Genomic DNA, 21,476 nt, shown 5'->3' with positions numbered 1-21,476 from the left:
CTTGGGGGGGGGGGCCCCCCCCCCCCGTTGCCCCCGGGGGGCGGGGTCTTTGCATCCTGGGTGGGCGGGGGGCCCACCCCCCCCCCGCCCCCACGACCAGTCTGGAGCCGGACCGCACGTGAACGCGCACACGAACCGCAACCGCTGGGCCGTCGTGGCCGCCTCCGCCGCCCTGGCGGCCGCGCTGACGGTCGGGGCGGGCACGCCCGCCCTCGCCACCACCTCCACCGTGTCGGCGACGACGGCGAGCCCGTCCGCACTGTCGCCGCTCGACCCGGCGGCGCTCCGGGCCGCCCTCGCCCAGCGGCCCGCCGCCGACGTCTCCGCCGGGTTCGTGCGGGTCACCGGCTCCGCCGGAAGGTTCGAGGGCAGCTCGGCGGAGGGCGGGGCGGCCGTGGACCCGCAGGGCCGGTTCCGGATCGGGTCGATCTCGAAGGTCTTCACCGCCACCGTCGTCCTCCAACTCGCCGCCGAGGGCCGGATCGACCTCGACGGCAGCGTCCGGCGGTACCTCCCGGACCTCCCCGCCCAGTTCGGGGCGGTCACGGTGGGGCAGCTGCTCAACCACACCAGCGGACTGCCCACCGGCGACAACACGTACTGGGGCGACGGCACCACCGGCTGGTTCGCCGAGCACCGGCTCGACGCGCCCACCCCCGAGGAGATCGTCGCCTCGATGGCCGGGCAGTCGCCGGCCTTCGACCCCGGGACCGCCCAGCAGTACAACGGCATGAACACCTTCGTCGCCGGGCTGGTCGTCGAGAAGGTCACCGGCCACCGCTACGCCGAGGAGCTGCGCCGTCGGATCATCGGCCCGCTCGGCCTGCGCGACACCTCCCTCCCGGACGCCGACGACCCGGCGCTGCGGCGCCCCGCGACCCGCCCGTACCTGACCGTCCCCGACGCAGACGGCGGCTCGCACCGCGTGGACGTCACCGAGCAGAGTCCGTGGCCCTGGGCCGAGGGCGGCATGATCTCCAGCGCCCCCGACCTGGACCGCTTCATGACCGCCCTGTTCCGGGGCCGCCTCCTCCCGCCGGCCCAGCAGGAGGAGCTGTTCACCGTCCCGGAGGTGCCCGTCGCCCCGGGCAACCGCTACTGCCCGGACGACACGGCGTGCCTGAGCATGGGCCTCGTGCGCCTCGCCTCCGGCGGCGTCGTGGCCTGGGGCAAGACCGGCTCCCGGCCCGGTTCCACCAGCGGCGTCTTCGCCACCCGCGACCTCTCCCGGACGGTCGTGTACTCGGTCGACCCGACCACGCTGAAGGGCACCGAGACCCCGTACGCCCTCGGGCTGCTGAAGTCCGCCTTCGGGTTGGGGTCCATCAGCTGACGGCCCGTCTCCGCCGCTGGTCGGACGGGCGGCTGGCTCGCGCGGGGGAGGGGGACGGGCCGAGCGGTGGACGTGCGGCGGGGGCGGTGTCCGGGAGCGTGGACGCATGCTGAAGACCATCCCGGTGGGCGACACCGAGCGCCCCGTTCCCCGGTGGGCCCTGCGGCTCGCCAAGGCCCTCCCGTTCATCGTGCTGCCGCACTGCCTGTGGCGGCTGCCGTTCGCGTTCGACTTCCGGATGGGCACCGTCGACCCGCAGGCCCCGGCCTACGTCTGGTGGGCCGCCCCGTACGTGATCGGTCTGAGCGTGCTCACCGAGGCGCTGACGCTCCTGACCCTGGGGCTGGTCAGCGGTTGGGGCGAGGTGTTCCCGCGCTGGGTGCCCGTGCTGCGGGGCCGCCGGGTGCCGCCGCTCGCGGCGGTCGTCCCGGCCGTGCTCGGCGGGCTGGTCCTGGCGGCCCTGTTCGACGGGATGCCGCTCGGCTGGCTGGGGGTGTTCGAGGAGGTCGGCTACAGCAACGGCTGGTGGCTGCTCCTGGGGCGGGTCTGCACCTCGACGGCGATGTTCTGGGGCCCGATCACCCTCGCCCTGGCCTGGGCCTACCACCGCCGCCGTCGCCCCGCCGCCGCTCAGGCCCGTTGACGCCCGGCCGCGGGCGGGCCGCCGTGCGCGGGGAGTCGGCCCGGCCGACATCCCCCTCCGCGCCCCGCGCCCGCCCCCCGGGGGGGGCGCGCCCCCCCGCCGCCGCCGGCCCCCGCGGCCGGGCGGGCGGGGGGGGTGGGCCGCCCCGCCGCCCCCCCCCCCCCCCCCCGCTTCCGCGGCGGGCGGCTCAGTGGGTGCGGTAGTACTCGGCGACGGCGGAGAACGCCTCCTTCGGGTCCCAGGGCAGGCCGGGGTAGGTGGTTCCCGTGCGGTCCTCGTAGGTCCTGACGACGCCGTAGCTGGCGAGGTCGAGGTCGTCGCGAGGGTCACCGTCCGGGCGGTGGACGTGGTCGTAGAGGGCGAAGGTGAAGACGAAGGCGGCGTCGACGCCGCCGGCGTCGAAGGCCTCCAGCAGTTCCCGGACGTACGCGGCCTGCCCGGCCTCGTCCCGCTCGTAGACGCCGTCCAGGCGGACCGGGCCCCCGTCGGCGTACTCGACGATGTCCAGGCCGTTCGCGCCCCGGTCGCCGGCGCCGCGGAAGGTGGCGGAGCCGAACTCGGTGACGGCGACCGGCTTGCCCTGGGCGGTCAGGTCGCGGACGCCGCCGGCGAAGCGGTCGGCGGTCTCGGCGGAGCGGTACAGGTCCAGGGAGACCAGGTCGAAGGGCTCCCAGTCGACGCGCTCCAGCGGTACGGCGGCGTACGTGACGCGCCCGCCGAAGCGGGCCCGGACGGCGGCCACCGCCTCGGCGAGGAACGCGTTGACCCGGCCGCTCACCGCACCGAGGTGTGCGCGCACCTGCTCGGGCCGGGCGAGCAGGGCGAGGCGCTCGCCGATGCCGGAGCCGGGCAGGAACCCCGGGTTCATCAGGCTGAGTTCGGCGCCGGTGACGAACACCACCTCGGCGCCGCGCCGCCGCAGCCGCTCGGCGCGCTCGGCGCAGTCGGTGAGGAGCGCGAGCATCGCGTCGGCGGTCAGTTCCAGCGGGTAGGGCGAGAACCAGACCTCCAGGCCCAGGTCGGCGGCGTGGCCGGCGGCGAGCTCGATCCGCTCCGGGTCGCCGCCCATGATGCGGACCGCGGTGCAGTGCAGGTCGTCCCGGATGATCCGCAGCTCACGCTCGACCGCCTCGGAGTCGAACCAGGCGCGGGAGTACGCCCCGTCCCTGATGAAGCCGGTGTCGTAGCTGATTCCCTTGGTGCGCACGTTCTTCCGCCTTTCCGGCGAGAGAGAATTTACGGTACGGCCAGTACCGTAGTTGCCGACGGCCCGGCACGGCAAGAAGGATGGGGAGGGTACGGGCGGTATCGGCGGGCGGACTGGGCGGAGCGAGGGCATGGCCGGGCAGACGCGACGGCGCGGGGCGGCGCTGGAGGAGGCGATCCTGCACGCCGCGGTCGAGGAGCTCACCGGGGCCGGGTACGCCGGGCTGACCATGGACAAGGTCGCCGCCCGCGCGGGCACCAACAAGAACGCCATCTACCGCCGCTGGCCCAACCGGCTGGCACTCGGCATCGCCGCGTACAAGCAGCTCGCGAAGACCGCCCCGCTCCCCGACACCGGTGAACTGCGCGGCGACGCCCTGGAGTTGCTCCGCCAGGCGAACCGCCACTGGAGCTCCCCGCTGGGCGCCGTACTGCGCGAGCTGCTGGCCGCGGCCGGCGGCGCCACGGAGTTCCTGGCCCAGTTGCAGGACCAGTCCGGCGACGCCGTGGCCGCGCCCTGGCTCACCGTCCTGGGCCGCGCGGTCGCCCGTGGCGAGGCCGCCCCCGAGGTGCTGCACCCCCGGGTGGCGACGGTGGCGATGGTGCTGCTGCGCAACGAGTTCATGGCGCGCGGGGTGCCGACGGCGCCGGACGACGTGCTGGTGGAGATCGTCGACGAGGTGTACCTGCCCCTGGTGCGCGGGCGCGGCCAGGGGTGGCAGCGGGGCTAACGGCCGCGGTTCCCCTCGGTGTTCGCCTCGGTGTTCGCCTCGGCGTTCCCGCTGGCGTTCCCCGTGAGCAGTGAGTCGGCGAGCCGCTCCGCGGTGCCCGCGTCCAGCGGCCCGTGCCCGAGCAGGAAGCGGTACCAGAACACCCCGTAGACCTGGTCGGCGATGAGGTCCGGATCGGCGTCCGCGGACAGTTCGCCGCGCTCGCGTCCCCGGGCGAGGAGTTCGCGCAGCGCGGTGCGGCGGGTGGCGGTGAAGCTCCGCATCAGGTCGGCGAGGTGCGGGTCGCGCGCGGCCTCGCGGGCGACGGTGCGCAGTGCGGGGGCGGTGGTGTCGCGCTGGGCCGCCTCGAAGGTGGTGCTGACGAAGGCGCGCAGGTCGGCGCGCAGGTCGCCGGTGTCGGGGCCGGACACGTCCTGGTCGGCGCGGTCGGTGAGGGCGTCGAGCAGGACGGCGCCCTTGGAGGGCCACCAGCGGTAGACGGTCTGCTTGCCGACGCCGGCCGCGCGGGCGATGGCGTCGATGGTGACGGGGGTGCCGTCGGACTCGGCGAGCAGGCGCAGCGCGGCGTCGAGGATCGCGCGGTGGGCGGCCTCGTTGCGGCGGCGTCCGGTGTGCGGGCGTACCGCCGGGGCGGCCTCGGTGGCCTCGGTGCCCTCGGTCTCGCTCATCGTGCTCCCTCTCCTCCGGTGTGCCTCTCCCCGATCCCCCTTGACAAGACTATCAGTCTCGACAACCATCATTTCCGGAACCGACAGTCTCGACAATTCGAAAGGCCCCACCACCATGAGCACTGCGTCAACCCCCTTCGCCGGACAGCGCGTCGTCGTGATGGGCGGCAGCTCGGGCATCGGCGAGGCCACGGCCACCGCCTTCGCCGCCGACGGCGCCGAGGTCGTGGTGACCGGCCGCGACCGCGACCGGCTGGACGCCGCCGTCGCCCGGATCGGCGGCAAGACCACCGGGCACCCGCTGGACGCGACCGACCCGGCCGCCCTCGCCGCCTTCTTCGCCACGACCGGCGTGGTCGACCACCTGGTCGTCGCGGTCAGCGGCGCGGCCGGCGCCGGCCCGTTCGCCCAGCTCGACCTGGCCGAACTCGCGGCCGGCTTCGACGCCAAGTTCTGGCCGCAGGTGCGCGTACTCCAGGCGGCGCTGCCGCACCTGCGCGAGGACGGCTCGGTCACCCTGATCACCGCCGCCTCGGCCCGCGCCGCCTTCCCCGGTACCGCCGGACTGGCCGCCATCAACGGCGCGCTGGAGGCGATGGTGCCGCCGCTGGCCGTCGAGCTGGCCCCGCTGCGGGTCAATGCCGTCTCGCCCGGCGTGATCGACACCCCGTGGTGGGACCGCGTACCGGCCGAGCAGCGGGCCGCGCTGTTCGAGGGCCTCGCCGCCACCACCCCGGTCGGCCGGGTCGGCCGGGCGGAGGACGTCGCCCGGGCGATCCACCTGCTGGCCGTCAACGGCTTCGTCACGGGTGTGGTGCTCGACTGCACCGGCGGGGCGAACCTCCCGACCGGCCGCTGAGCCGGCCGCTGGGCTGCGCGGAGCCGGCGGTGCTGTCACAGCTCGCCCGTACGGTTCGACCGTGAACGTTCCCGAGGTCATCCCCGTCAGCCACCGGCCCGACTACCGCACCGACACCATCGGCCGCTGGCAGGGCGGCCAGTTCCTCGCTTCGGCGCTCGGCCTCGGCGCCGGCCGGTACTACGCCGTCCTGCACCGCTTCGACGCCGCCGGCCGCCACCTCGACTCGCGGATACACCCCGCCGACGAGGCGCCGCAGGCCCGGCTGCTGCTGGCGGAGTGGCTCGACGCCCTGCCCGGCCGCGAGTACGGGGACATCGCGATCGCCCCGTTCGCCGTGCACGTCGACGGCGAACTGTTCGGCCTGGTGCGCGAGGACTACGAACCGGACGAGGGGGACGACGAGGAGGATCGGGTCCACTTCGAGCTCTACCCCGACGGCCTGGGCTTCGACGCCCCCTGGTGCGGCTGCTACGACACCTGAGCCGCCCCGGGGCGCGTCACCACTCCGCGTCCCGGTAGGCGGGGCCGGTGGCCGGCCGGCCACCGGGCGTGTGGTCGACTGCCCGGCGGCTGGCGGCCGGTGGGCTCAGCCCGCGTACTGGCCGAGGATCTTCGCGAACTCGTACGGCTGCTGCGGGATGTTGGTGCACTTGGACAGCGAGCCGCCGGTGCAGGCGTTGGCGTCCCGGGTGGCGTCCCAGAAGGAGAGCATCCCGAGGTGGTTCTGCCGGGCGAAGGCCACCAACTGCTGGGCGTCGGCCTGGTTGTAGACCTGGTGGTCGTCGTTCTCGCCGATCATCGGGGTGACGCCGACCATGGCCCACAGCTGGGCGTCGGTCTTCGCCGGGTAGAGCGCCTTGAGCTGGCCGAACAGCGACTGGGCGGCCTGGACGGCGGCGTTGCCGTAGTCCGTCCCGCTCCGGTAGTAGTCCATCGCCATGATGTTGACCAGGTCGACGGCGACCCCGGCGTCCCGGGCGGACTTGACGATGGCGACGCCCTCGGAGGTCAGGCCCTCGGGCAGGACGGGCAGGGTGAAGGAGACCCTGAGGCCCGGGTGGGCCTGCTGGAGCCTGGCGAGGGCGGCCGAGCGGCGGTCGTTGGCGGCGGTGTCGGCGATGGCCGCGCCCTCGATGTCGAAGTCGACGTAGCGCAGGTTGTAGGCGCTCACCACCGCGTCGTACTCGGCGAACAGCGAGTCCACCGTGGTGCAGGCGGCGGCGAGTTCGGTGCCGGCGGCGCCGCCGAAGGAGACCTTGACGTCGCCGCCGGCCGCGCGCAGCGCGTCCACCTGGTCCTTGGCCCAGGCGGTGCGCGGGTCGTAGGCGTTGAACCAGCTGGCCTTGCAGCCGACGCCGGTGACGAAGCCCATCGTGTAGCCCTTGAGGCCGGCCGCCTTGGCCAGGTCGGGCATCGAGGGGGTCGGCCAGGCGCCCATGTCGATGAACGGGGCGACCGGGAGCGCGACGTTCGGCGCCGGGGTGCCCGGGCCGCCGGTGGGCGTTCCGGTGGGCGCGCCGGTCGGGGTGCCGGTCGGGCTCGGCGGGGTCGAACTCGGCGGCGGGGTGGTCGGGTTGCCGCCGCCCGGGCCGGTCAGGGCGATGTCGTCGGCGAGGTAGCCGCCCTGCCCGTACCAGCCGTGCAGGTACACGGTGACGCTGGTGGTGGCCGCCCCGGTGGTGAAACTGGTGGACAGCTGCTGCCAGTCGGCGCCGCCGGCGGTCCAGGTGGCCGGGTCGGTGACGCCGCTGCCGGTGGCGCCGAGGTAGACGTACCGGCCCTGCACCCAGGCGCTGAGCGTGTACGTGGTGTTGGGCCGGACGCTGACGGTCTGGCCGCACTGCGCGGTGTCGCTCGCGCCCACCGCCCCCTTGAGCGCGTACGTCCCGCTGTGCGCGCCGGAGGCGACCACGCTCCCGGTGCCGGCCGAACAGCTCCACGGGCCGAGCGCGCCGCTCTCCAGCCCGCCGTTGGCGAGCAGGTTGCCGTCGGCGGCGCCGGCGTTCCCGGCGAGGACGGCCAGGCCGCCGGCGGCGAGCGCGGTGGCGGCGGCGAGGCTCAGCAGAGTGGTCCGGCGGGCGGGGCGGCGGTGCGTGGGGGCGTGCTGGGGCGCGCTGGGCATGGGGGTGCCTCTCGGGACGTGGGGGCCGCCCGCGCCGCGAGGGGGAGGCGCGGGGCGGGCGGCGGCCTGGGGTGGTCCGGGGTGGGGGAGCGCGGTGCTGAGCATCAAACTGGACTAGACCAGCTGTGCACGTCAAGCATTTCCCGGCCTCGGACGCCCCGTCAGGGACAGGTTTTAGGAACGGTTAAGACGATGCCGGGCGGTGGTCGCGGCGGGCCCGGGGACGAAGGGGCTTGACCTTGAGTGCACTCCAAGGTGAAAGCTGAGGGCGTTGATCACGCACCACCACGCGAACACCGCGGCCACCCCCACGGGAACCGCGGAAACCACGACGGGAGCACCACCATGCGCAACGCCTCGTTCGGCACCAGCGGCCCGGAGATCGGCGTCATCGGTCTCGGCTGCATGGGCATGACCTGGGCCTACACCGAGCGGGACCGGGACGACGAGAAGTCGGTCCGGGTGATCCGGCAGGCGCTGGACCTCGGCGTCGGCCTGATCGACACCGCCGACATGTACGGCCCGTACACCAACGAGGAGGTGGTCGGCGCCGCGCTGGCCGGCCCGTACCGGGAGCGCGCCTTCCTGGCCACCAAGGTCGGCATCGTGCCGGGCGGCGCGGGCCAGCAGGAGCGCAACGGCCGGCCCGAGCACGTGCGCCGCTCGATCGACGAGAGCCTGCGCCGGCTGGGCACCGACCACGTCGACCTCTACCAGCTGCACCGGGTCGACCCCCAGGTCCCGATCGAGGAGACCTGGGGCGCGTTCGCCGAGGTCGTCGCGGCGGGCAAGGCCCGGAGCATCGGCCTCTCCGAGGCGGGCGTCGAGGAGATCAAGCGGGCGCAGAGCGTGCACCCGGTGGCCTCGGTGCAGTCCGAGCTGTCGCTGTGGACCCGGGACGCGCTGGCCGAGGTGCTGCCGTACACCGAGGAGCAGGGCATCGCCTTCCTGCCGTTCTCGCCGCTCGGCCGGGGCTTCCTGACCGGCGGCATCACCTCCATCGAGGAGCTGCCCGCGGACGACTTCCGCCGCCGGCTGCCGCGCTTCCAGCACGACGCGCTGCGGGCCAACCTGGCGCTGGTCGGGAAGGTCCGGGCGGTCGCCGAGCGGATCGGTGCCACCCCGGCGCAGGTCGCGCTGGCCTGGGTGCTGGCGCAGGGCCGGTACGTCTTCCCGATCCCGGGCACCAGGACGCCGCGCTACCTGGTGGACAACGTGGGGGCGGCCGGGATCGAGCTCTCGGCGGCGGACCTGGCCGAGCTGGACGCGCTGCCGGCCGCGACCGGCGAGCGCTACTGACGGCGGCGCTGCCCCCGTACCCGCGCCGTCAGCGCTCCCGCACCCACACCAGCTGCCGTCCGGTCTCGCCCGGAGCCCGGACGGCGGCCTCCGCGACCCGGTCCAGCCGGTAGCCGAGCTTGCGCGGGACGGCCGCGCTGGCGCCGTTCGCCCGGTCGCAGCGGATCTCCACCCGGGTGATCCCGGGCAGGGCCAGCGCGGCCTCGGTCAGTGCCCCGGCCGCGGTGGTGGCGATGCCCCGGCCGACGTGCCCGGCGGCGACCCAGTAGCCGATCTCCAGCGCGCCCGGGCCGATCCGCCCGTGCAGGCCGAAGGCGCCGATCACGCCGCCGGGCTCGGCGTCCAGGCCGGCCAGGTACATGAAGTCGGTGCCGGCCTCCCAGGCGGCCGCGCCGGCCCGGGTCAGCTCGGCGGTCCGGGCCCGGGAGGGGGCCTCGGCCGCCCACTCCATCCAGGGCCGCAGGTGGTCCAGGTTGGCGCGGACGGCCTGGTTCAGCGCCGCCGTGTGGCTGCTGCGGCGGCGCCGCAGCCAGAGGCCGCCGGGCAGCCGCAGCCGTTCCGGCGGCCGCCCGGCGGTCGCCTCCACCAGCGGCGGGGCGAGGCCGCAGGGCCGTGGCTGTGCTTGGCTCATGGCGGCGATTATGTCCTTGGCCGGGACCTGTCACCATCGGATATCCCTCTGGTGGCGGGCGCGTCCCCCCGGTGGCGGGCGCGCCCGGCCGCACCCCGGCGCGTCAGAGCCGGACCATCACCTCGTCGAGCTCCTTGCGCCGCAGGTCCGGCACGCGCGCCCCCTCGGCCGGGTAGCCGACCGGGATGACGTACGCCGCGCGCTCCTCCGCCGGGCGGTCGCACACCTCGTTGAGGAACTTCATCGGGCTCGGGGTGTGGGTCAGCGTGGCCAGGCCGGCCTGGTGCAGCGTGGCCAGCAGCAGCCCGACCGCGATCCCCACCGACTCCTTGGTGTAGTACGGGCGCGGCGACTCGGGGCCCTTGTGCACCTCGAACACCACGATCACGGCCGGCGCGTCCTCCAGGAACGGCTTGCGCCAGTCGGTGCCGATCGGGGCGAGCGCGGCCAGCCACTCCTCGGACGCCCGGTGGCCGTAGAACTCGCGCTCCTCGGTCTCGGCCGCCTCGCGCAGCCGCCGCTTGCGCTCCGGGTCGGTGATCACCACGAACCGCCAGGGCTGGACGTGCGCGCCGCTGGGCGCGGTGGAGGCGGTCCGGACCGCCCATTCGACCACCCCGTCCGGGATCGGGCGGGTGGAGTAGTCGCGGACGGTCCGGCGCTGCGCCATCACGTCGTGGAAGGACCTGCTGCGGGCCTCGGCCTCGTGGGCGGGCACCGTCATGGGGGTGAGCGGGACGGTCGGGTGGGACGTCCCCGCCACGGCGCTGTCAGTGCTGTCAACCATGGCGCACAGCACAGCACATGACGGCCCCTCCGGGAGGGGGTTTCCGGGAAGAGGTAGAGACCAATCCCCGGAGGCCGATCCCGGAGGCCATCCCCGGAGGCCGATCCGGCCGGCGGCCGATCCCGTTCCCCGGGCCCGGCAACCCCTACAGCTCGTGCGCCCGCCCGTCCCGGACCTCGATCCGCCGGTTCACCGCCACGGTGTCCAGCATCCGCCGGTCGTGGGTGACCAGCAGCAGGGTGCCGGTGTACGAGCCGAGCGCGGACTCCAGCTGCTCGATCGCGGGCAGGTCCAGGTGGTTGGTGGGCTCGTCCAGCACCAGCAGGTTGACCCCGCGGGCCTGCAGCAGCGCCAGCGCGGCCCGGGTGCGCTCACCGGGGGAGAGGGTGCCGGCCGGGCGCAGCACGTGCACCGCCTTGAGGCCGAACTTGGCCAGCAGGGTGCGCACGTCCTCCGGCGCGAGCTCCGGCACGGCGGCCGCGAAGGCCTCCAGCAGCGGCTCCCCGCCCAGGAACAGCCCGCGCGCCTGGTCCACCTCGCCGACCACCACGCCGGAGCCCAGCGAGGCGCTGCCGCCGTCGAGTTCGAGCCGGCCGAGCAGGGCGGCCAGCAGCGTGGACTTGCCCGCGCCGTTGGCGCCGGTGATGGCGACCCGGTCGGCCCAGTCGATCTGCAGGTCCACCGGGCCGAAGGAGAAGTCGCCGCGCTTGGCGACGGCCGCGCGCAGGGTGGCCACCACCGAGCCGGAGCGCGGCGCGGTGGCGATCTCCATCCGCAGCTCCCACTCCTTGCGCGGCTCCTCGACCACGTCCAGCCGCTCGATCATCCGCTGGGTCTGCCGGGCCTTGGAGGCCTGCTTCTCGGTGGACTCGGTGCGCTTCGCCTTGGCGTTCTTGTCGTTGTCGCTGCTCTTGCGGCGGGCGTTGCGGACGCCGTGCTCCATCCAGTTGCGCTGCATCTGGCCCCGGGCCTCCAGCGAGGCCTTGGTGTCGGCGTACTCGTCGTACTCCTCGCGGGCGTGCCGGCGGGCCACCGCCCGCTCCTCCAGGTACGCCTCGTAGCCGCCGCCGTACAGGTTGACCTGCTGCTGGTGGAGGTCCAGCTCCAGCACCTTGGTCACGGTGCGGGCCAGGAACTCGCGGTCGTGGCTGATCAGCACGGTGCCCGTGCGCAGGCCCTTGACGAAGGACTCCAGCCGCTCCAGGCCGTCCAGGTCGAGGTCGTTGGTGGGCTCGTCGAGCAGGAAGACGTCGTAGCGGGAGAGCAGCAGCGAGGCGAGGCCGGCCCGGGCGGCCTGGCCGCCGGACAGGGCGGTCATCGGCAGGTCCAGCGAGACCTTCAGCCCGAGCGAGTCGGCGACCTCCTCGGCGCGCTCCTCCAGGTCGGCGCCGCCGAGGTCCAGCCAGCGCTCCAGGCCGACGGCGTACGCGTCGTCGGCGCCCGGCCGGCCCTCGACCAGGCCCTCGGTGGCCTCGTCCAGCGCGGCCTGCGCGGCCGCCACACCGGTGCGGCGGGCCAGGAAGTCGCGCACCGACTCGCCCTCGCGCCGCTCCGGCTCCTGCGGCAGGTGGCCGACGTTGGCGCTCGCCGGGCTCAGCCGCAGCGAGCCGCCCTCGGGGGTGTCCAGGCCGGCCAGCAGCCGCAGCAGGGTCGACTTGCCGGCGCCGTTCACGCCGACCAGGCCGATCACGTCGCCGGGGGCGACGACCAGGTCCAGGCCGGAGAAGAGGGTGCGTTCGCCGTGGCCGGCGCTGAGGTCCTTGACTACGAGTGTGGCGCTCATGATGAGCCCGATTGTAGGAGGAGCCGGGCGTCCGGCCGAAAAGGCGGGGGCCGCGGCCGTCGCGGCCGCGGCCCCCGGATCACCGCTCAGCGGGTCACCGCGCCGCTCGGAAGACCACTCGGCCTTCGTCGGAGCGGGTCACTCGGCCTTCTTCACTTGGCCTTCTTCGAGAAGTACTCGAACATGTGCTGGGCCACGTCCTCCAGGTACGGACCGGCCTCGTAGGTGTTCGCGCCGTTGCCGATGGAGGTGTCGCTGACCAGGGCGGGCTTGCCGTCCTTGGTCGCGTACCAGCCGCCGCCGCTGCTGCCGCCGGTCATGTTGCAGCCGATCAGCAGCATCGCCGGGCGGCTCGGGTCGCCGGTCTTCTTGGACGGCTTGCCGCCGTCGCAGTGCTCCAGCTCCACGCCGTCGAAGGGCTTGCCCTCCGGGAAGCCGTAGTTGCTGACGGCGCCGACCTGGTCACGCGGGGCGTTGAACCAGAGCGGGACGGAGCCGCCGACGGTCTCCTCCAGCGACTTGCCGCCCGGGCTGGGGTTGGCGACCTTCACGATGCCGAAGTCGTACTGGCTCCACGGGCCGCCCTTCTCCGGGTCGGCCTCCGCGGCCCACTGCGGCGAGACCATGCCGGAGGTGGCGGTCCACTCGCCGTACGGCTCGGCGTCCTCCAGCTTGGCCTGCTTGTTGCCGTTGCTCAGCACGCCGTTGCTGTTGAAGGCCGGGGCGAAGGTGATGTCGGTGTAGTACTTGTTGCCCTTGCCGCCGTGCAGGCAGTGACTGGCGGTCCACACCAGGTTGCTCTTGCCGGGGTTGGCCGGGTCGGAGACGACGGTGCCGGAGCACACGTAGTCCTCGTTGCCGTCCTTGAAGAAGATCTTGCCGTTGACGTGCATGTTCTTCGGGAACGGGTGCGCCACGGGCTTGGCCGGGACCATCGCGGGCAGCTGGTCCGCGCCGCCGCCACCGCCGGGCTGGGCCGCGGTGGGCTGGGCCGTGGGCGCGGCGGTGGCGGGCGCGGCCGAGGCGGGCGCGCTGGTGGCCGGCGCGGCGCCGGTGGGCTGCGCGGGCGGCTGGGTCCCCTCCGGGGCGGGCTGCGGCAGCGGCTTCGGCTTGGCGTCCAGCAGCTTCTGCAGGGTCCAGTAGCCCTTGACCGCCGGGGTGATCACGTTGGCCTGGGCCCACTTGTCCCAGTCCTCCAGCTTCCAGGTCTTCAGCTCTTCGAGCGTCGGAAGCTTGATCGGAGCCGCGCCCGGCGTGCCGGAGGCGCCGGCCGTGACGCCGGGAGCCGCGGTCACGGCCGGGTCGGCGTTGTCGGGGCCGCACGCGGTGGCGACCACCATGGTCAGCGCGACGACGGAGGCGCCCAGGACGGCACGGCCCGGCCGGGATATCGGTGACATGAGTTCAAATCCCCCTGTTGACTACCGCCATGCGGCCCGTTCCCCGGGTGCGGCCCCACTCGGCCGCAGGCATGGCAGGTGAGGAGTCTGCCATGCGTCCGGGGGACTCCCGAATTCCGCACCGGACCGGGACGGGGCCGTCACCGGATGGGCACGGGATCGGCACCGGGGCCCGTCGTGGGGCGGTCCCGGGGGTGCGCCCGGCGGATCGCGCGGTGGTCGCGGCGGGCCCGGCGGCCGGTAAATCGGTTGCACGCCCCGGGCGGGCTGCCTAGCGTGGTCCGGGTCATCAGCCAGACAAGGAGAAGGCCGTTGCTCTACTGAGGTCCCGGGACACCGCCCCCGCCGCGCAGGCCCTGCTGCCGTCGCGCGGTGCGCGAGTGTGCGACCTCAGTCACGGCCCGTGGCACTCCTCTGCGTGACGCCACCCCTTCGTTCCCCCGGCCGTGCCCGGTTTCCGCACCCGCGGTGTCTCCCCGTGTTGCTCACCACCCCTTCGGCAACCACCCCGGGAGGCCTGTATGGCACACCACCCCACCACCACCGCCGTCCTCTGCACCGAGCTCTCGTTCGAGTGGCCCGACGGCAAGCCCGTCCTGGACGGCTTCCAGCTCGCCGTCGGCCCCGGCCGCACCGGCCTGATCGGGCTCAACGGCGCGGGCAAGTCCACCCTGCTGCGGCTGATCGCGGGCGAGCTCGCCCCGACCGGCGGCACCGTCCGGATCGACGGCGAACTCGGCTACCTGCCACAGGGGTTGACGCTCGACACCACCCTGCGGGTGGACGAGGCGCTCGGCATCCGCGCCGCCCGCGAGGCCCTGCACGCCATCGAGTCCGGCGACACCGACCAGCGCCACTTCGACGCGGTCGGCGACGACTGGGACGTCGAGGAGCGCGCCCGCGCCACCCTCGACCGGCTCGGCCTGCACCGCCTCGGCCTCGACCGGACCACCGGCGAACTCTCCGGCGGCGAGGCCGTGCTGCTGCGGCTGGCCGCCCTGCTGCTGGCCCGCCCCGACGTCCTGCTGCTCGACGAGCCCACCAACAACCTCGACCGGGCCGCCCGCGAGCGGCTCTACGAGACGGTGGCCGGCTGGAACGGCGTGCTGCTGATCGTCAGCCACGACCGCGAGCTGCTCCGGCACGTCGACCAGATCGCCGACCTCCGGGACGGCGAAGTCACCTGGTACGGCGGCAACTTCGAGGAGTACGAACGCACCCTCGCGGCCCAGCAGGAGACGGCCGAGCGGCTGCTGCGCAACGCCGAGGCCGACGTCCGGCGCCAGAAGCGGGACTTGGCCGAGGCCCGCATCCGGCTGGACCGCAGCGCCGCGTACGGCAAGAAGCGCTCGGTCACCCGCAACGACCCGCACATCTTCGCCGGGATGCTCAAGCGCAAGGGCCAGGAGACGGCCGGCCGGCTCCAGGGCATGCACACCGAGCGCCTGGAGGAGGCCAAGGCCCGGCTCGACGCGGCCGAGGAGGCCGTCCGGGACGACGCCGAGATCCGGATCGACCTGCCGCGCACCGCCGTCCCGGCCGGGCGCACCGTGCTCACCCTGGACAGGGTCCGGCTGCCCCACGGCACCACGGCCGACCTCGACCTGCGCGGGCCCGAGCGGATCGCCCTGGTCGGCCGCAACGGCGCCGGCAAGACGACGCTGCTGCGCACCATCGCGGGCGAACTCGCCCCGCCGGCGGGAGAGGTCATCACCCCGGTGCCGCTGCGGCACCTCCCGCAGCGGCTCGACCTGCTGGACGAGGAGCGCTCCGTCGTGGAGAACGTCAAGCTGTTCGCCCCCGCAGCCGGGGACAACGCGGTCCGCGCCCGGCTCGCCCGCTTCCTGTTCCGCGGCGCCCGGGCCGACCAGCCCGCCGCCACCCTCTCCGGCGGCGAGCGGTTCCGGGCGACGCTGGCCGCCCTGCTGCTGGCCGACCCGCCGCCGCAGCTGCTGCTGCTCGACGAGCCGACCAACAACCTGGACCTCGCCAGCGTCCGCCAGCTCACCCAGGCGCTGTCCGCGTACCGGGGCGCGCTGATCGTGGCCAGCCACGACCTGCCGTTCCTGCGCGGCCTGGGCCTCACCCGGTGGCTGGAGCTGGACGGCGAACTGCGGACGGTGGGGCCGATGTAGCGCCTACTGCTGCTCCTGCCGTTGCTGCTCCTGGTCGTTCTCGGCGTTCCCCTGGTCGCCGTGGTCGCCCTGGCTGCTTTGGTTGCCTTGGGCGTCCTCGGTGAGCATCCGGCGGGCCGTGCTCAGGGCCGAGTCCCTGAGCGCGGCCAGCTCGTCCGGGGTGAACACCGGCGTGCGGACGTTCGGCGGGATGCCCGGGCCGTCGAAGGTACTGCCGTTCCTGGTCAGGTACTTCTCGTTCGGCAGGACGGCCATGAAGTCCGGCGAGAGCGACTTGATCATGATGTCGGAGAAGACGCCCTGGGTGTTCTCGCCGACCCGGAGCACCCGCGGGGAGCGGCCCGTCATGGCCTGGGTGAAGGTCTCCGCGGCGCTGGTGGAGATCGAGGAGGTGAGCACCGCCACCGGTCCGGTGAAGTGCCCGCCCGCCGACGGCCGTACGGTGATCGGCTCGGGCCGGGTGAACTTCGTCGGGTCGGCCGGGTCGTTGCGCGCCACCTTCCGGTAGGCGACGTACGGGCGGTCGGTGAGCCGGGCGGCGATGTGCAGCCCGAGCGCGTCCGAGCCGCCGCCGTTCAGCCGCACGTCGACGACCAGGCCGGTGGGCCGGTCCGGGCCGGCCAGCACGGCGTCCAGCGCCCGGTCCAGCTCGTCGACCTGGCTCCGGAAGTCGCCGTCGGTGTAGCCGTCGAAGCTGCTCACCCGGAGGTAGCCGAGGCCGTCCGGGAGCCGGCCCACGCCGAGCCGGCCGCCGGCGAACTGCTGCTCCGGGCCGGTGAGCTGGGCGGCCGAGGCCTGCAGGGCCCGCGCGGTCAGCTCCGGGGTCTGCACCGTCGAATCCGGCCGCTGCCCGCCGAAGACCTCCTTGGCGTGCCCGTCGACCACCCGGGCCAGCCCGGTGTGCGCGTCGCCGAGCGGGCCGAGCATGTCCGTGAAGACGTCCTGCAGCCGGTCGGCGGTCGTCGCCGGGGTGATCGTGGGCCGCTTCTCGTCCCGGACGGCGTGCCAGTCGATGCCCTTGGCGGCGAAGAACGGGTAATTCTCCTCGAAGTCCTCCCAGAACCGGTCGAAGACCGCGAGCGGGTCGTTCGGAGCCGGCCGCGCGCACAGCGGCGGCAGGGCGTCCAGGCGGGTGAGCGACTTGGTGCCGACCCCGCTCTCCTCGCGTTCCACGGCCCGGTTCCGGCCCTTGGGGGTGAGCGTCATGGCGAGGTTGCCCACGGTGTAGCGGGTGGTGCCGTCCGGGCCGGGCTCCGAGGCCTGCGTCCCGGTGACCCACCCGGGCAGGCAGCTGTGCGAGGTCACGTCGTAGGTGGTGACCCGGCCCCCGGAGACCGCGATCAGCAGGCCGTAGCCCTCCGTCCGCCAGACCCCCTCCAGCGGGTTCCCCCGCCCTTCCTGCGCCGCGGCCGCCCCCGGTGCCGCCAGCCCCACCGCCGTCGCGAGGGCCACCGCCGCGGCCGCGGTCCTGCCGACGCCGCTTCCGGTCCTGCTGCGCGCCGTTCCCGTCGTGCGTCCTGTTCCTGTCCTGCGTGCCGTTCCTGACCTGCGTGTCATCTCCGGCCTCCGCCGAAACCCCGGTCTCCCCCGCGGAACCCCTCCGCCACCGCTCCCCGTCGACGCTACGGCCGGCCCCACCGCCCGGGCGTCATCCGACGAGCCGCACCCGCTTCCTCCTCCGGGCGCACCGGCTTCCTTCTCCGGGCCGACCCGGAGCCGGGCGCAATGGTCCTCGGCGGTCTCGACAGCGACCGTTTTGACTGCGGGTGAAAAACCGCCGTCCGCGGCCCCAACTACCCGTCGCTCCAGTACCATCGGCGGCATGCCTGCGCTCACCATCGAGTACACGGAGCACGAGCTCGCCGCGATCCGCGAGGCCGCCGCCGCGGACGGCAAGACCGTGAAGGCCTACGTCCACGACCTGAGCGTGCGCGAGCAGCAGCGCCGGGTCTTCGTGGACCACGCGGTGGCGTTCTGGAAGGCGCACCGGGCCGAGTTCGACGCCGCGTTCCCCGAGGACGCGCCCGCTGCGTGAGCGACGGGGGAGCGTGAACTCCCGGGGCTATGCCTGCGGCGTCGACCGCAGCCTTCCCGCGATCCGCGTCCCGAGCCGGTCCAGCCCGACGACGAGTGCGGCGAGCGCCACGAACTCGACGGTCAGCAGGGCTATCTGGCCCCAGACGTAGCCGTAGCCCTTGGTGGTCGGGTCGAAGAAGAAGTACGGGTAGGGCATCGGGTAGTCGTCGAACAGCGCGTTGCGGGTGAGCACGATCGCCGCGTAGCCGAGCGGGAAGCCCAGCCAGAGCGGGATGTCCTTCCACGCCGAGGCGTTGCGCGGCTTGAGCACCAGCCAGTCGGCGATCACCATCACCGGCGTCACGTAGTGCAGGAAGAACGACGACCAGTGCGCCAGCTTGTCCGGCCCGCTGACCAGCCCGGGCAGCGGGTTGGCGCCGTGTTCGAGCAGGATGTGCGAGACCAGCCCGGTGATCAGGATGTACAGCGTGGCGGCGCCGCGCAGCCGGGGCGCGGGCGCGTCCACGGTGCCGCGCTTGAGCATCCAGTACACCGCGCCGATGAAGTAGCCGAACACGATCACGTTGCTCTGCACGGTGAAGTAGACCAGCGGCGCGGTCCCGAGGGTCAGGCCGAGGCCCGCCGAGAGCACGATGCCCATGCGCCACCAGAGCGCGGGTCGGGTCCGGACTGTCATGCGGCCACCAGTTCGTTCCAGGCGATACGGGAGGTATCGGACGTCGAGGGGGAAACCCGCACTCTACTCGCTGGTACCGATCGGATGGAATCCACGTTCGAGGCGCTCGGGCGTACCGGGGGCACGGGGGATGGTCGCGGTGGATCCTGAGCAGGCGTCAGCCCGGCAGCACGAAGCCCGACTCGTACGCCGCGATGACCGCCTGGGTGCGGTCCCGCGCGCCCAGCTTGGCCAGCACGCTGCCGACGTGCGTCTTCACCGTCTCCTGGCTCACCACCAGCTGCCGCGCGATCTCGCCGTTGTTGAGCCCGGTGGCCATCAGTCGCAGCACCTGCCCCTCCCGCTCGGTCAGCCGCCCGATCGGCCCCCGGTCGCCCGACCCGGCCTCCCGGCGCCGGTCCGCGCCGTGGCGCAGCGCGAGGTCGCGGACGGCCGCCGGGAACAGCAGCGAGTCGCCGCGCGCGACCAGCCGCACCGCCTGCACCATCTCCTCCGCCCGGGCCCGCTTCAGCAGGAACCCGGCGGCGCCCGCGCGCAGCGCGTCGTACACGTGGTCGTCGTGCTCGAAGGTGGTGACCACCAGGATGCGCGGCGGCGGGGCCATCCCGTTGACCAGCTGTTCGGTGGCCCGGATGCCGTCGATGCCGGGCATCCGGACGTCCATCAGCACCACGTCCGGGCGCAGTTCGCGCACCAGTGGAACGACCTCGGCCCCGTCGGCGGCCTCGCCGACGACGGTGAGGTCCGGTTCGCTGTCGATCACCACCCGCAGGCCCAGGCGGACCAGCCGCTCGTCGTCCGCGATCACCACCCGGATGCCGTCGGCGCCCTGCCGTGCACCCTCGTCCACGGCGTCGTTCCCCATCTCGTTCATGTCCTCGTTCACGTCGTCCCTCCCACCGGCAGCCAGACGGCCAGCCGCCACGTCGTTCCGTCCCCGTCCGGCCCCGCCGCGCTGCCGCCGTGCAGGGCCGCCGCCCGCTCACCGATCCCGCGCAGCCCGCGCCCGCCGCCGGGGCGGCTCGGCCGGGCGGGGCCGAGCGGATTGGTCAGGTCGATCTCCAGCCGGCCGTCGGCGAGCCGGACCCGCAGCCCGGCCGGGGCGGGCCCGGCGTGGCGCAGCACGTTGGTCAGGCCCTCCTGCACGATCCGGTACGCCTCGCGGGAGACCGGCTCGGGCAGGCCGGCCAGCCCGGGCGCCAGCTCGGCGTCCACCGCCACCCCGGCGCGGCCGAGCTGGCGCAGCAGGTCGTCCAGCCCGGCGAGGGTCGGCCCGGCGGGTCCGGCGGCCTCCGGGTCCTCCTCGCGCAACAGCCCCAGTACGGCGTCGAGTTCGGCGACGGCCGCCCGGGCGGTCTCCTCGATCGCCGCGAGCGCCTCGGCGGCGAAGTCCGGGTTGCTGCGCAGCACCCGGGCGGCGGCCGAGGCCTGGATGCCGACGGCGCTGAGCGCGTGGCCGACCGAGTCGTGCAGCTCGCGGGCCAGCCGGTTGCGGTGGGCGAGCACGGTGGCCCGGCGCTCGGCGGCGGCCACCCGCTCCTCCGGGGTCGGGCCGAGCAGGGCGGGCGCCCAGCGGGCGAGCAGCGCGCCGCAGACGGCGTTGGTGCCGACGATCAGCAGCAGAACGCCGAGGCCGAGGGCCGGGCCGGTGACCAGCCAGCCGGGGAAGTGCCGCTCCCACATCCGGACGAACTCCCTGGTCCCCGCGAAGCCGCAGACCAGCACCACCGCGAACGGGGTGCCCGCCAGCGTCATCCCGGCGACCACCCCGCCGAACAGGACGTGCAGCACGTACCAGAGCGCGGTGCGCCACCGGGCGCCCCAGGAGCGGGCCGGCCCGGTGGCCAGCTCCTCCGGCCGGGCCGCCGAGCACAGCGCCCGCGCCGCCGCGCCCTCCAGCCCCCGCACCATCGGCACCAGCGCGGTGACGGCGGCCATCGGCAGCGAGGTGAGCAACGACAGGACGTAGAGCAGCAGTTGGCGTTCAGGCGGCTGGTTCGGGTTGAGCGCCCCGTACAGCACCACCGACAGCATCCAGTACGGCATCAGCAGCGCGCCGCCCAGCACCAGGTGCACCCAGCGCAGCCGGGCCCGCCGGCCGACCGACGCCCCCGCCGCACGCCGCAGCCGGACGCCCGCCTCTCCCGTACGCCGCAGCCGCATGCCCACCCCCGTGATCACCCGCGCGACTCTACGGCAGCGGCGCGCCGGAGGGTGCCGCGTTCGGTGAGCGCGACCGCCCCGACCGCCAGGACCAGCACCGCGGCCACCACCTGGGCGCCCTGGACCAGGGGGGTCAGCCCGGGGACGGCCGTCCGCAGCTCGGTCACCCGGGTCGTCGTCGCCCCGAAGGCCACCAACTGCCAGGCGCCCCAGCCGAACAGCGAGCCGGCCGCCGTCCAGACCACCAGCAGCGGCCCGAGCAGCCGGCGCCCCGGACGGAACCGGAAGACCAGGACCAGCAGCGCCGCCGCCGCGGCCACCGCCATCACCGCGGTCACCCCGTTCATCACCGCCACGCCCCGGGACCGGCCGTCCACCAGGTCCTGCGGCACTCCGGCGGTGCCGCCGAACGCCCAGTAGACCCGGGCCGCCGCGACACCCGCGGCGAGCAGCGCGGCGACGCAGGCGAGGACGCGCTGCACGGTCAGGGTGGGGGAGTTGGGCAGGTCGCCGATCCGCTCCCGCAGCAGCCCGGCCCAGCGCCGGCGGGCGTACAGCACGAAGGCGGTGATCAGCGCGAGGCCCTGGACGGCGAAGCCGCCGTACACGACGGGGAAGACCCAGCCGCCGAGGCCCTTGTCGTCCGGGTCGGCGCTCTCCGGCCCCAGGACCAGGAGGCTCAGCAGGTACAGCGGCAGCGCGACCAGGATCGTGCCGAGCAGACCGGTCGCCACCCACATCGGGAACGCCACCAGCCCGGCCGGCGCCCGCCGCCCCCACGGCCGGACGAACGCCAGCGCCAGGGCCACGGCGATCGCGTCCATGCCGAAGGTCAGCAGGTTCACCAGCCACAGCCGGTCCATCTCGCCGGGATCGCCCGCCCCCACCGGATGCCCGGTCAGCCACAGCAGCTTCAGCGTCAGGTACGGCCCGGTCGCCGCCACCGCCGTCCACGCCGCCCCGGCCCGCACCACGTGCTCGTTGATCCTCATGCCCCCAC

General features: G+C 74.5%; 20 protein-coding genes. 8 read left to right on the top strand and 12 right to left on the bottom strand.

Translation table 11 applies throughout. The annotated features are described in order from the left end of the window. Positions 1–118 precede the first annotated feature (118 nt). Both ACFCY1_RS18685 and ACFCY1_RS18680 read left to right on the top strand, forming a co-directional pair. A complete protein-coding gene (locus tag ACFCY1_RS18685) occupies positions 119–1,333 on the top strand; it encodes a serine hydrolase domain-containing protein (protein ID WP_375875257.1) in 1,215 nt (404 codons plus the stop codon). A gap of 106 nt (positions 1,334–1,439) precedes the next feature. After that, a complete protein-coding gene (locus ACFCY1_RS18680; protein ID WP_375875256.1) occupies positions 1,440–1,976 on the top strand; it encodes a hypothetical protein in 537 nt (178 codons plus the stop codon). A gap of 187 nt (positions 1,977–2,163) precedes the next feature. Here the strand turns inward: ACFCY1_RS18680 and ACFCY1_RS18675 are convergent, their stop codons facing one another. Then, positions 2,164–3,183, bottom strand: a complete 1,020-nt coding sequence (locus tag ACFCY1_RS18675) for a hypothetical protein (RefSeq protein ID WP_375875255.1) — start codon at positions 3,181–3,183, stop codon at positions 2,164–2,166. Between the two features lie 130 nt (positions 3,184–3,313). Here ACFCY1_RS18675 and ACFCY1_RS18670 point away from each other — a divergent pair, with 130 nt between their 5' ends. Next, complete coding sequence (locus ACFCY1_RS18670) at positions 3,314–3,913, top strand: TetR/AcrR family transcriptional regulator (RefSeq protein WP_375875254.1); 600 nt, start codon at positions 3,314–3,316, stop codon at positions 3,911–3,913. On the opposite strand, the gene ACFCY1_RS18665 is transcribed toward ACFCY1_RS18670, so the two are convergent. After that, positions 3,910–4,581, bottom strand: a complete 672-nt coding sequence (locus ACFCY1_RS18665) for a TetR/AcrR family transcriptional regulator (protein ID WP_375875253.1) — start codon at positions 4,579–4,581, stop codon at positions 3,910–3,912. The genes ACFCY1_RS18670 and ACFCY1_RS18665 overlap by 4 nt on opposite strands. A 115-nt stretch (positions 4,582–4,696) precedes the next feature. Between ACFCY1_RS18665 and ACFCY1_RS18660 the strand changes: the two genes are divergently transcribed. Next, the gene (locus ACFCY1_RS18660; protein WP_375875252.1) at positions 4,697–5,440 is read left to right on the top strand and encodes an SDR family oxidoreductase; all 744 of its coding nucleotides are present in this window, start codon (positions 4,697–4,699) and stop codon (positions 5,438–5,440) included. 61 nt (positions 5,441–5,501) lie between these two features. Next, the gene (locus tag ACFCY1_RS18655) at positions 5,502–5,924 is read left to right on the top strand and encodes a hypothetical protein (RefSeq protein ID WP_375875251.1); all 423 of its coding nucleotides are present in this window, start codon (positions 5,502–5,504) and stop codon (positions 5,922–5,924) included. 105 nt (positions 5,925–6,029) lie between these two features. Here ACFCY1_RS18655 and ACFCY1_RS18650 read toward each other — a convergent pair whose 3' ends face one another. After that, entirely contained in the window at positions 6,030–7,565 is a 1,536-nt protein-coding gene (locus tag ACFCY1_RS18650; protein WP_375875250.1) for a carbohydrate binding domain-containing protein, read from the bottom strand. 345 nt (positions 7,566–7,910) lie between these two features. Between ACFCY1_RS18650 and ACFCY1_RS18645 the strand changes: the two genes are divergently transcribed. Next, on the top strand, positions 7,911–8,864 hold the full coding sequence (locus tag ACFCY1_RS18645) for an aldo/keto reductase (RefSeq protein WP_049658731.1): 954 nt from the start codon (positions 7,911–7,913) through the stop codon (positions 8,862–8,864). A gap of 28 nt (positions 8,865–8,892) precedes the next feature. Here ACFCY1_RS18645 and ACFCY1_RS18640 read toward each other — a convergent pair whose 3' ends face one another. The 4 genes from ACFCY1_RS18640 to ACFCY1_RS18625 form a co-directional block, all read right to left on the bottom strand. Next, positions 8,893–9,495, bottom strand: a complete 603-nt coding sequence (locus ACFCY1_RS18640; protein ID WP_375875249.1) for a GNAT family N-acetyltransferase — start codon at positions 9,493–9,495, stop codon at positions 8,893–8,895. A gap of 103 nt (positions 9,496–9,598) precedes the next feature. Beyond that, complete coding sequence (locus tag ACFCY1_RS18635; RefSeq protein WP_049658730.1) at positions 9,599–10,282, bottom strand: nitroreductase family protein; 684 nt, start codon at positions 10,280–10,282, stop codon at positions 9,599–9,601. A 145-nt stretch (positions 10,283–10,427) separates the two neighbouring features. Further along, entirely contained in the window at positions 10,428–12,065 is a 1,638-nt protein-coding gene (locus ACFCY1_RS18630; RefSeq protein ID WP_074002235.1) for an ABC-F family ATP-binding cassette domain-containing protein, read from the bottom strand. A gap of 152 nt (positions 12,066–12,217) precedes the next feature. Then, positions 12,218–13,465 carry a hypothetical protein gene (locus tag ACFCY1_RS18625; protein WP_375875248.1) on the bottom strand — a complete coding sequence of 416 codons (1,248 nt, stop codon included), beginning with the start codon at positions 13,463–13,465 and terminating at the stop codon, positions 12,218–12,220. Between the two features lie 521 nt (positions 13,466–13,986). Here ACFCY1_RS18625 and ACFCY1_RS18620 point away from each other — a divergent pair. After that, the gene (locus ACFCY1_RS18620) at positions 13,987–15,600 is read left to right on the top strand and encodes an ABC-F family ATP-binding cassette domain-containing protein (protein ID WP_375875247.1); all 1,614 of its coding nucleotides are present in this window, start codon (positions 13,987–13,989) and stop codon (positions 15,598–15,600) included. Positions 15,601–15,603: 3 nt separating this feature from the next. Here ACFCY1_RS18620 and ACFCY1_RS18615 read toward each other — a convergent pair whose 3' ends face one another. Then, entirely contained in the window at positions 15,604–17,052 is a 1,449-nt protein-coding gene (locus ACFCY1_RS18615) for a S41 family peptidase (protein WP_375875246.1), read from the bottom strand. A 370-nt stretch (positions 17,053–17,422) separates the two neighbouring features. On the opposite strand from ACFCY1_RS18615, the gene ACFCY1_RS18610 reads away from it, so the two are divergent. Next, the gene (locus ACFCY1_RS18610; RefSeq protein ID WP_074002239.1) at positions 17,423–17,635 is read left to right on the top strand and encodes a hypothetical protein; all 213 of its coding nucleotides are present in this window, start codon (positions 17,423–17,425) and stop codon (positions 17,633–17,635) included. Between the two features lie 27 nt (positions 17,636–17,662). On the opposite strand, the gene ACFCY1_RS18605 is transcribed toward ACFCY1_RS18610, so the two are convergent. The 4 genes from ACFCY1_RS18605 to ACFCY1_RS18590 all read right to left on the bottom strand — a co-directional run bounded on the left by ACFCY1_RS18605 (position 17,663) and on the right by ACFCY1_RS18590 (position 21,468). Then, entirely contained in the window at positions 17,663–18,313 is a 651-nt protein-coding gene (locus tag ACFCY1_RS18605) for a Pr6Pr family membrane protein (RefSeq protein WP_049658279.1), read from the bottom strand. A gap of 157 nt (positions 18,314–18,470) precedes the next feature. Then, complete coding sequence (locus ACFCY1_RS18600) at positions 18,471–19,178, bottom strand: response regulator (protein WP_375875273.1); 708 nt, start codon at positions 19,176–19,178, stop codon at positions 18,471–18,473. Between the two features lie 17 nt (positions 19,179–19,195). Next, on the bottom strand, positions 19,196–20,494 hold the full coding sequence (locus ACFCY1_RS18595) for a sensor histidine kinase (protein WP_375875245.1): 1,299 nt from the start codon (positions 20,492–20,494) through the stop codon (positions 19,196–19,198). Next, a complete protein-coding gene (locus tag ACFCY1_RS18590) occupies positions 20,491–21,468 on the bottom strand; it encodes a hypothetical protein (protein WP_375875244.1) in 978 nt (325 codons plus the stop codon). The genes ACFCY1_RS18595 and ACFCY1_RS18590 overlap by 4 nt, the downstream gene beginning before the upstream one ends. Positions 21,469–21,476: the final 8 nt, after the last annotated feature.

Source organism: Kitasatospora sp. NPDC056273 (assembly GCF_042268845.1).
Classification (GTDB): Bacteria; Actinomycetota; Actinomycetes; order Streptomycetales; family Streptomycetaceae; genus Kitasatospora.
Note: the sequence above shows the minus strand (reverse complement) of the source record. Positions and strands in the feature narration are given on the sequence as shown.

Bases quoted from the DNA above. Each gene is read 5' to 3' on its own strand.
- ACFCY1_RS18680 (WP_375875256.1), top strand. From the start codon at position 1,440: ATGCTGAAGACCATCCCGGTGGGCGACACCGAGCGCCCCGTTCCCCGG.
- ACFCY1_RS18670 (WP_375875254.1), top strand. From the start codon at position 3,314: ATGGCCGGGCAGACGCGACGGCGCGGGGCGGCGCTGGAGGAGGCGATC.
- ACFCY1_RS18665 (WP_375875253.1), bottom strand. From the start codon at position 4,581: ATGAGCGAGACCGAGGGCACCGAGGCCACCGAGGCCGCCCCGGCGGTA.
- ACFCY1_RS18660 (WP_375875252.1), top strand. From the start codon at position 4,697: ATGAGCACTGCGTCAACCCCCTTCGCCGGACAGCGCGTCGTCGTGATG.
- ACFCY1_RS18650 (WP_375875250.1), bottom strand. From the start codon at position 7,565: ATGCCCAGCGCGCCCCAGCACGCCCCCACGCACCGCCGCCCCGCCCGC.
- ACFCY1_RS18645 (WP_049658731.1), top strand. From the start codon at position 7,911: ATGCGCAACGCCTCGTTCGGCACCAGCGGCCCGGAGATCGGCGTCATC.
- ACFCY1_RS18640 (WP_375875249.1), bottom strand. From the start codon at position 9,495: ATGAGCCAAGCACAGCCACGGCCCTGCGGCCTCGCCCCGCCGCTGGTG.
- ACFCY1_RS18635 (WP_049658730.1), bottom strand. From the start codon at position 10,282: ATGGTTGACAGCACTGACAGCGCCGTGGCGGGGACGTCCCACCCGACC.
- ACFCY1_RS18630 (WP_074002235.1), bottom strand. From the start codon at position 12,065: ATGAGCGCCACACTCGTAGTCAAGGACCTCAGCGCCGGCCACGGCGAA.
- ACFCY1_RS18625 (WP_375875248.1), bottom strand. From the start codon at position 13,465: ATGTCACCGATATCCCGGCCGGGCCGTGCCGTCCTGGGCGCCTCCGTC.
- ACFCY1_RS18620 (WP_375875247.1), top strand. From the start codon at position 13,987: ATGGCACACCACCCCACCACCACCGCCGTCCTCTGCACCGAGCTCTCG.
- ACFCY1_RS18610 (WP_074002239.1), top strand. From the start codon at position 17,423: ATGCCTGCGCTCACCATCGAGTACACGGAGCACGAGCTCGCCGCGATC.
- ACFCY1_RS18605 (WP_049658279.1), bottom strand. From the start codon at position 18,313: ATGACAGTCCGGACCCGACCCGCGCTCTGGTGGCGCATGGGCATCGTG.
- ACFCY1_RS18600 (WP_375875273.1), bottom strand. From the start codon at position 19,178: ATGGGGAACGACGCCGTGGACGAGGGTGCACGGCAGGGCGCCGACGGC.
- ACFCY1_RS18590 (WP_375875244.1), bottom strand. From the start codon at position 21,468: ATGAGGATCAACGAGCACGTGGTGCGGGCCGGGGCGGCGTGGACGGCG.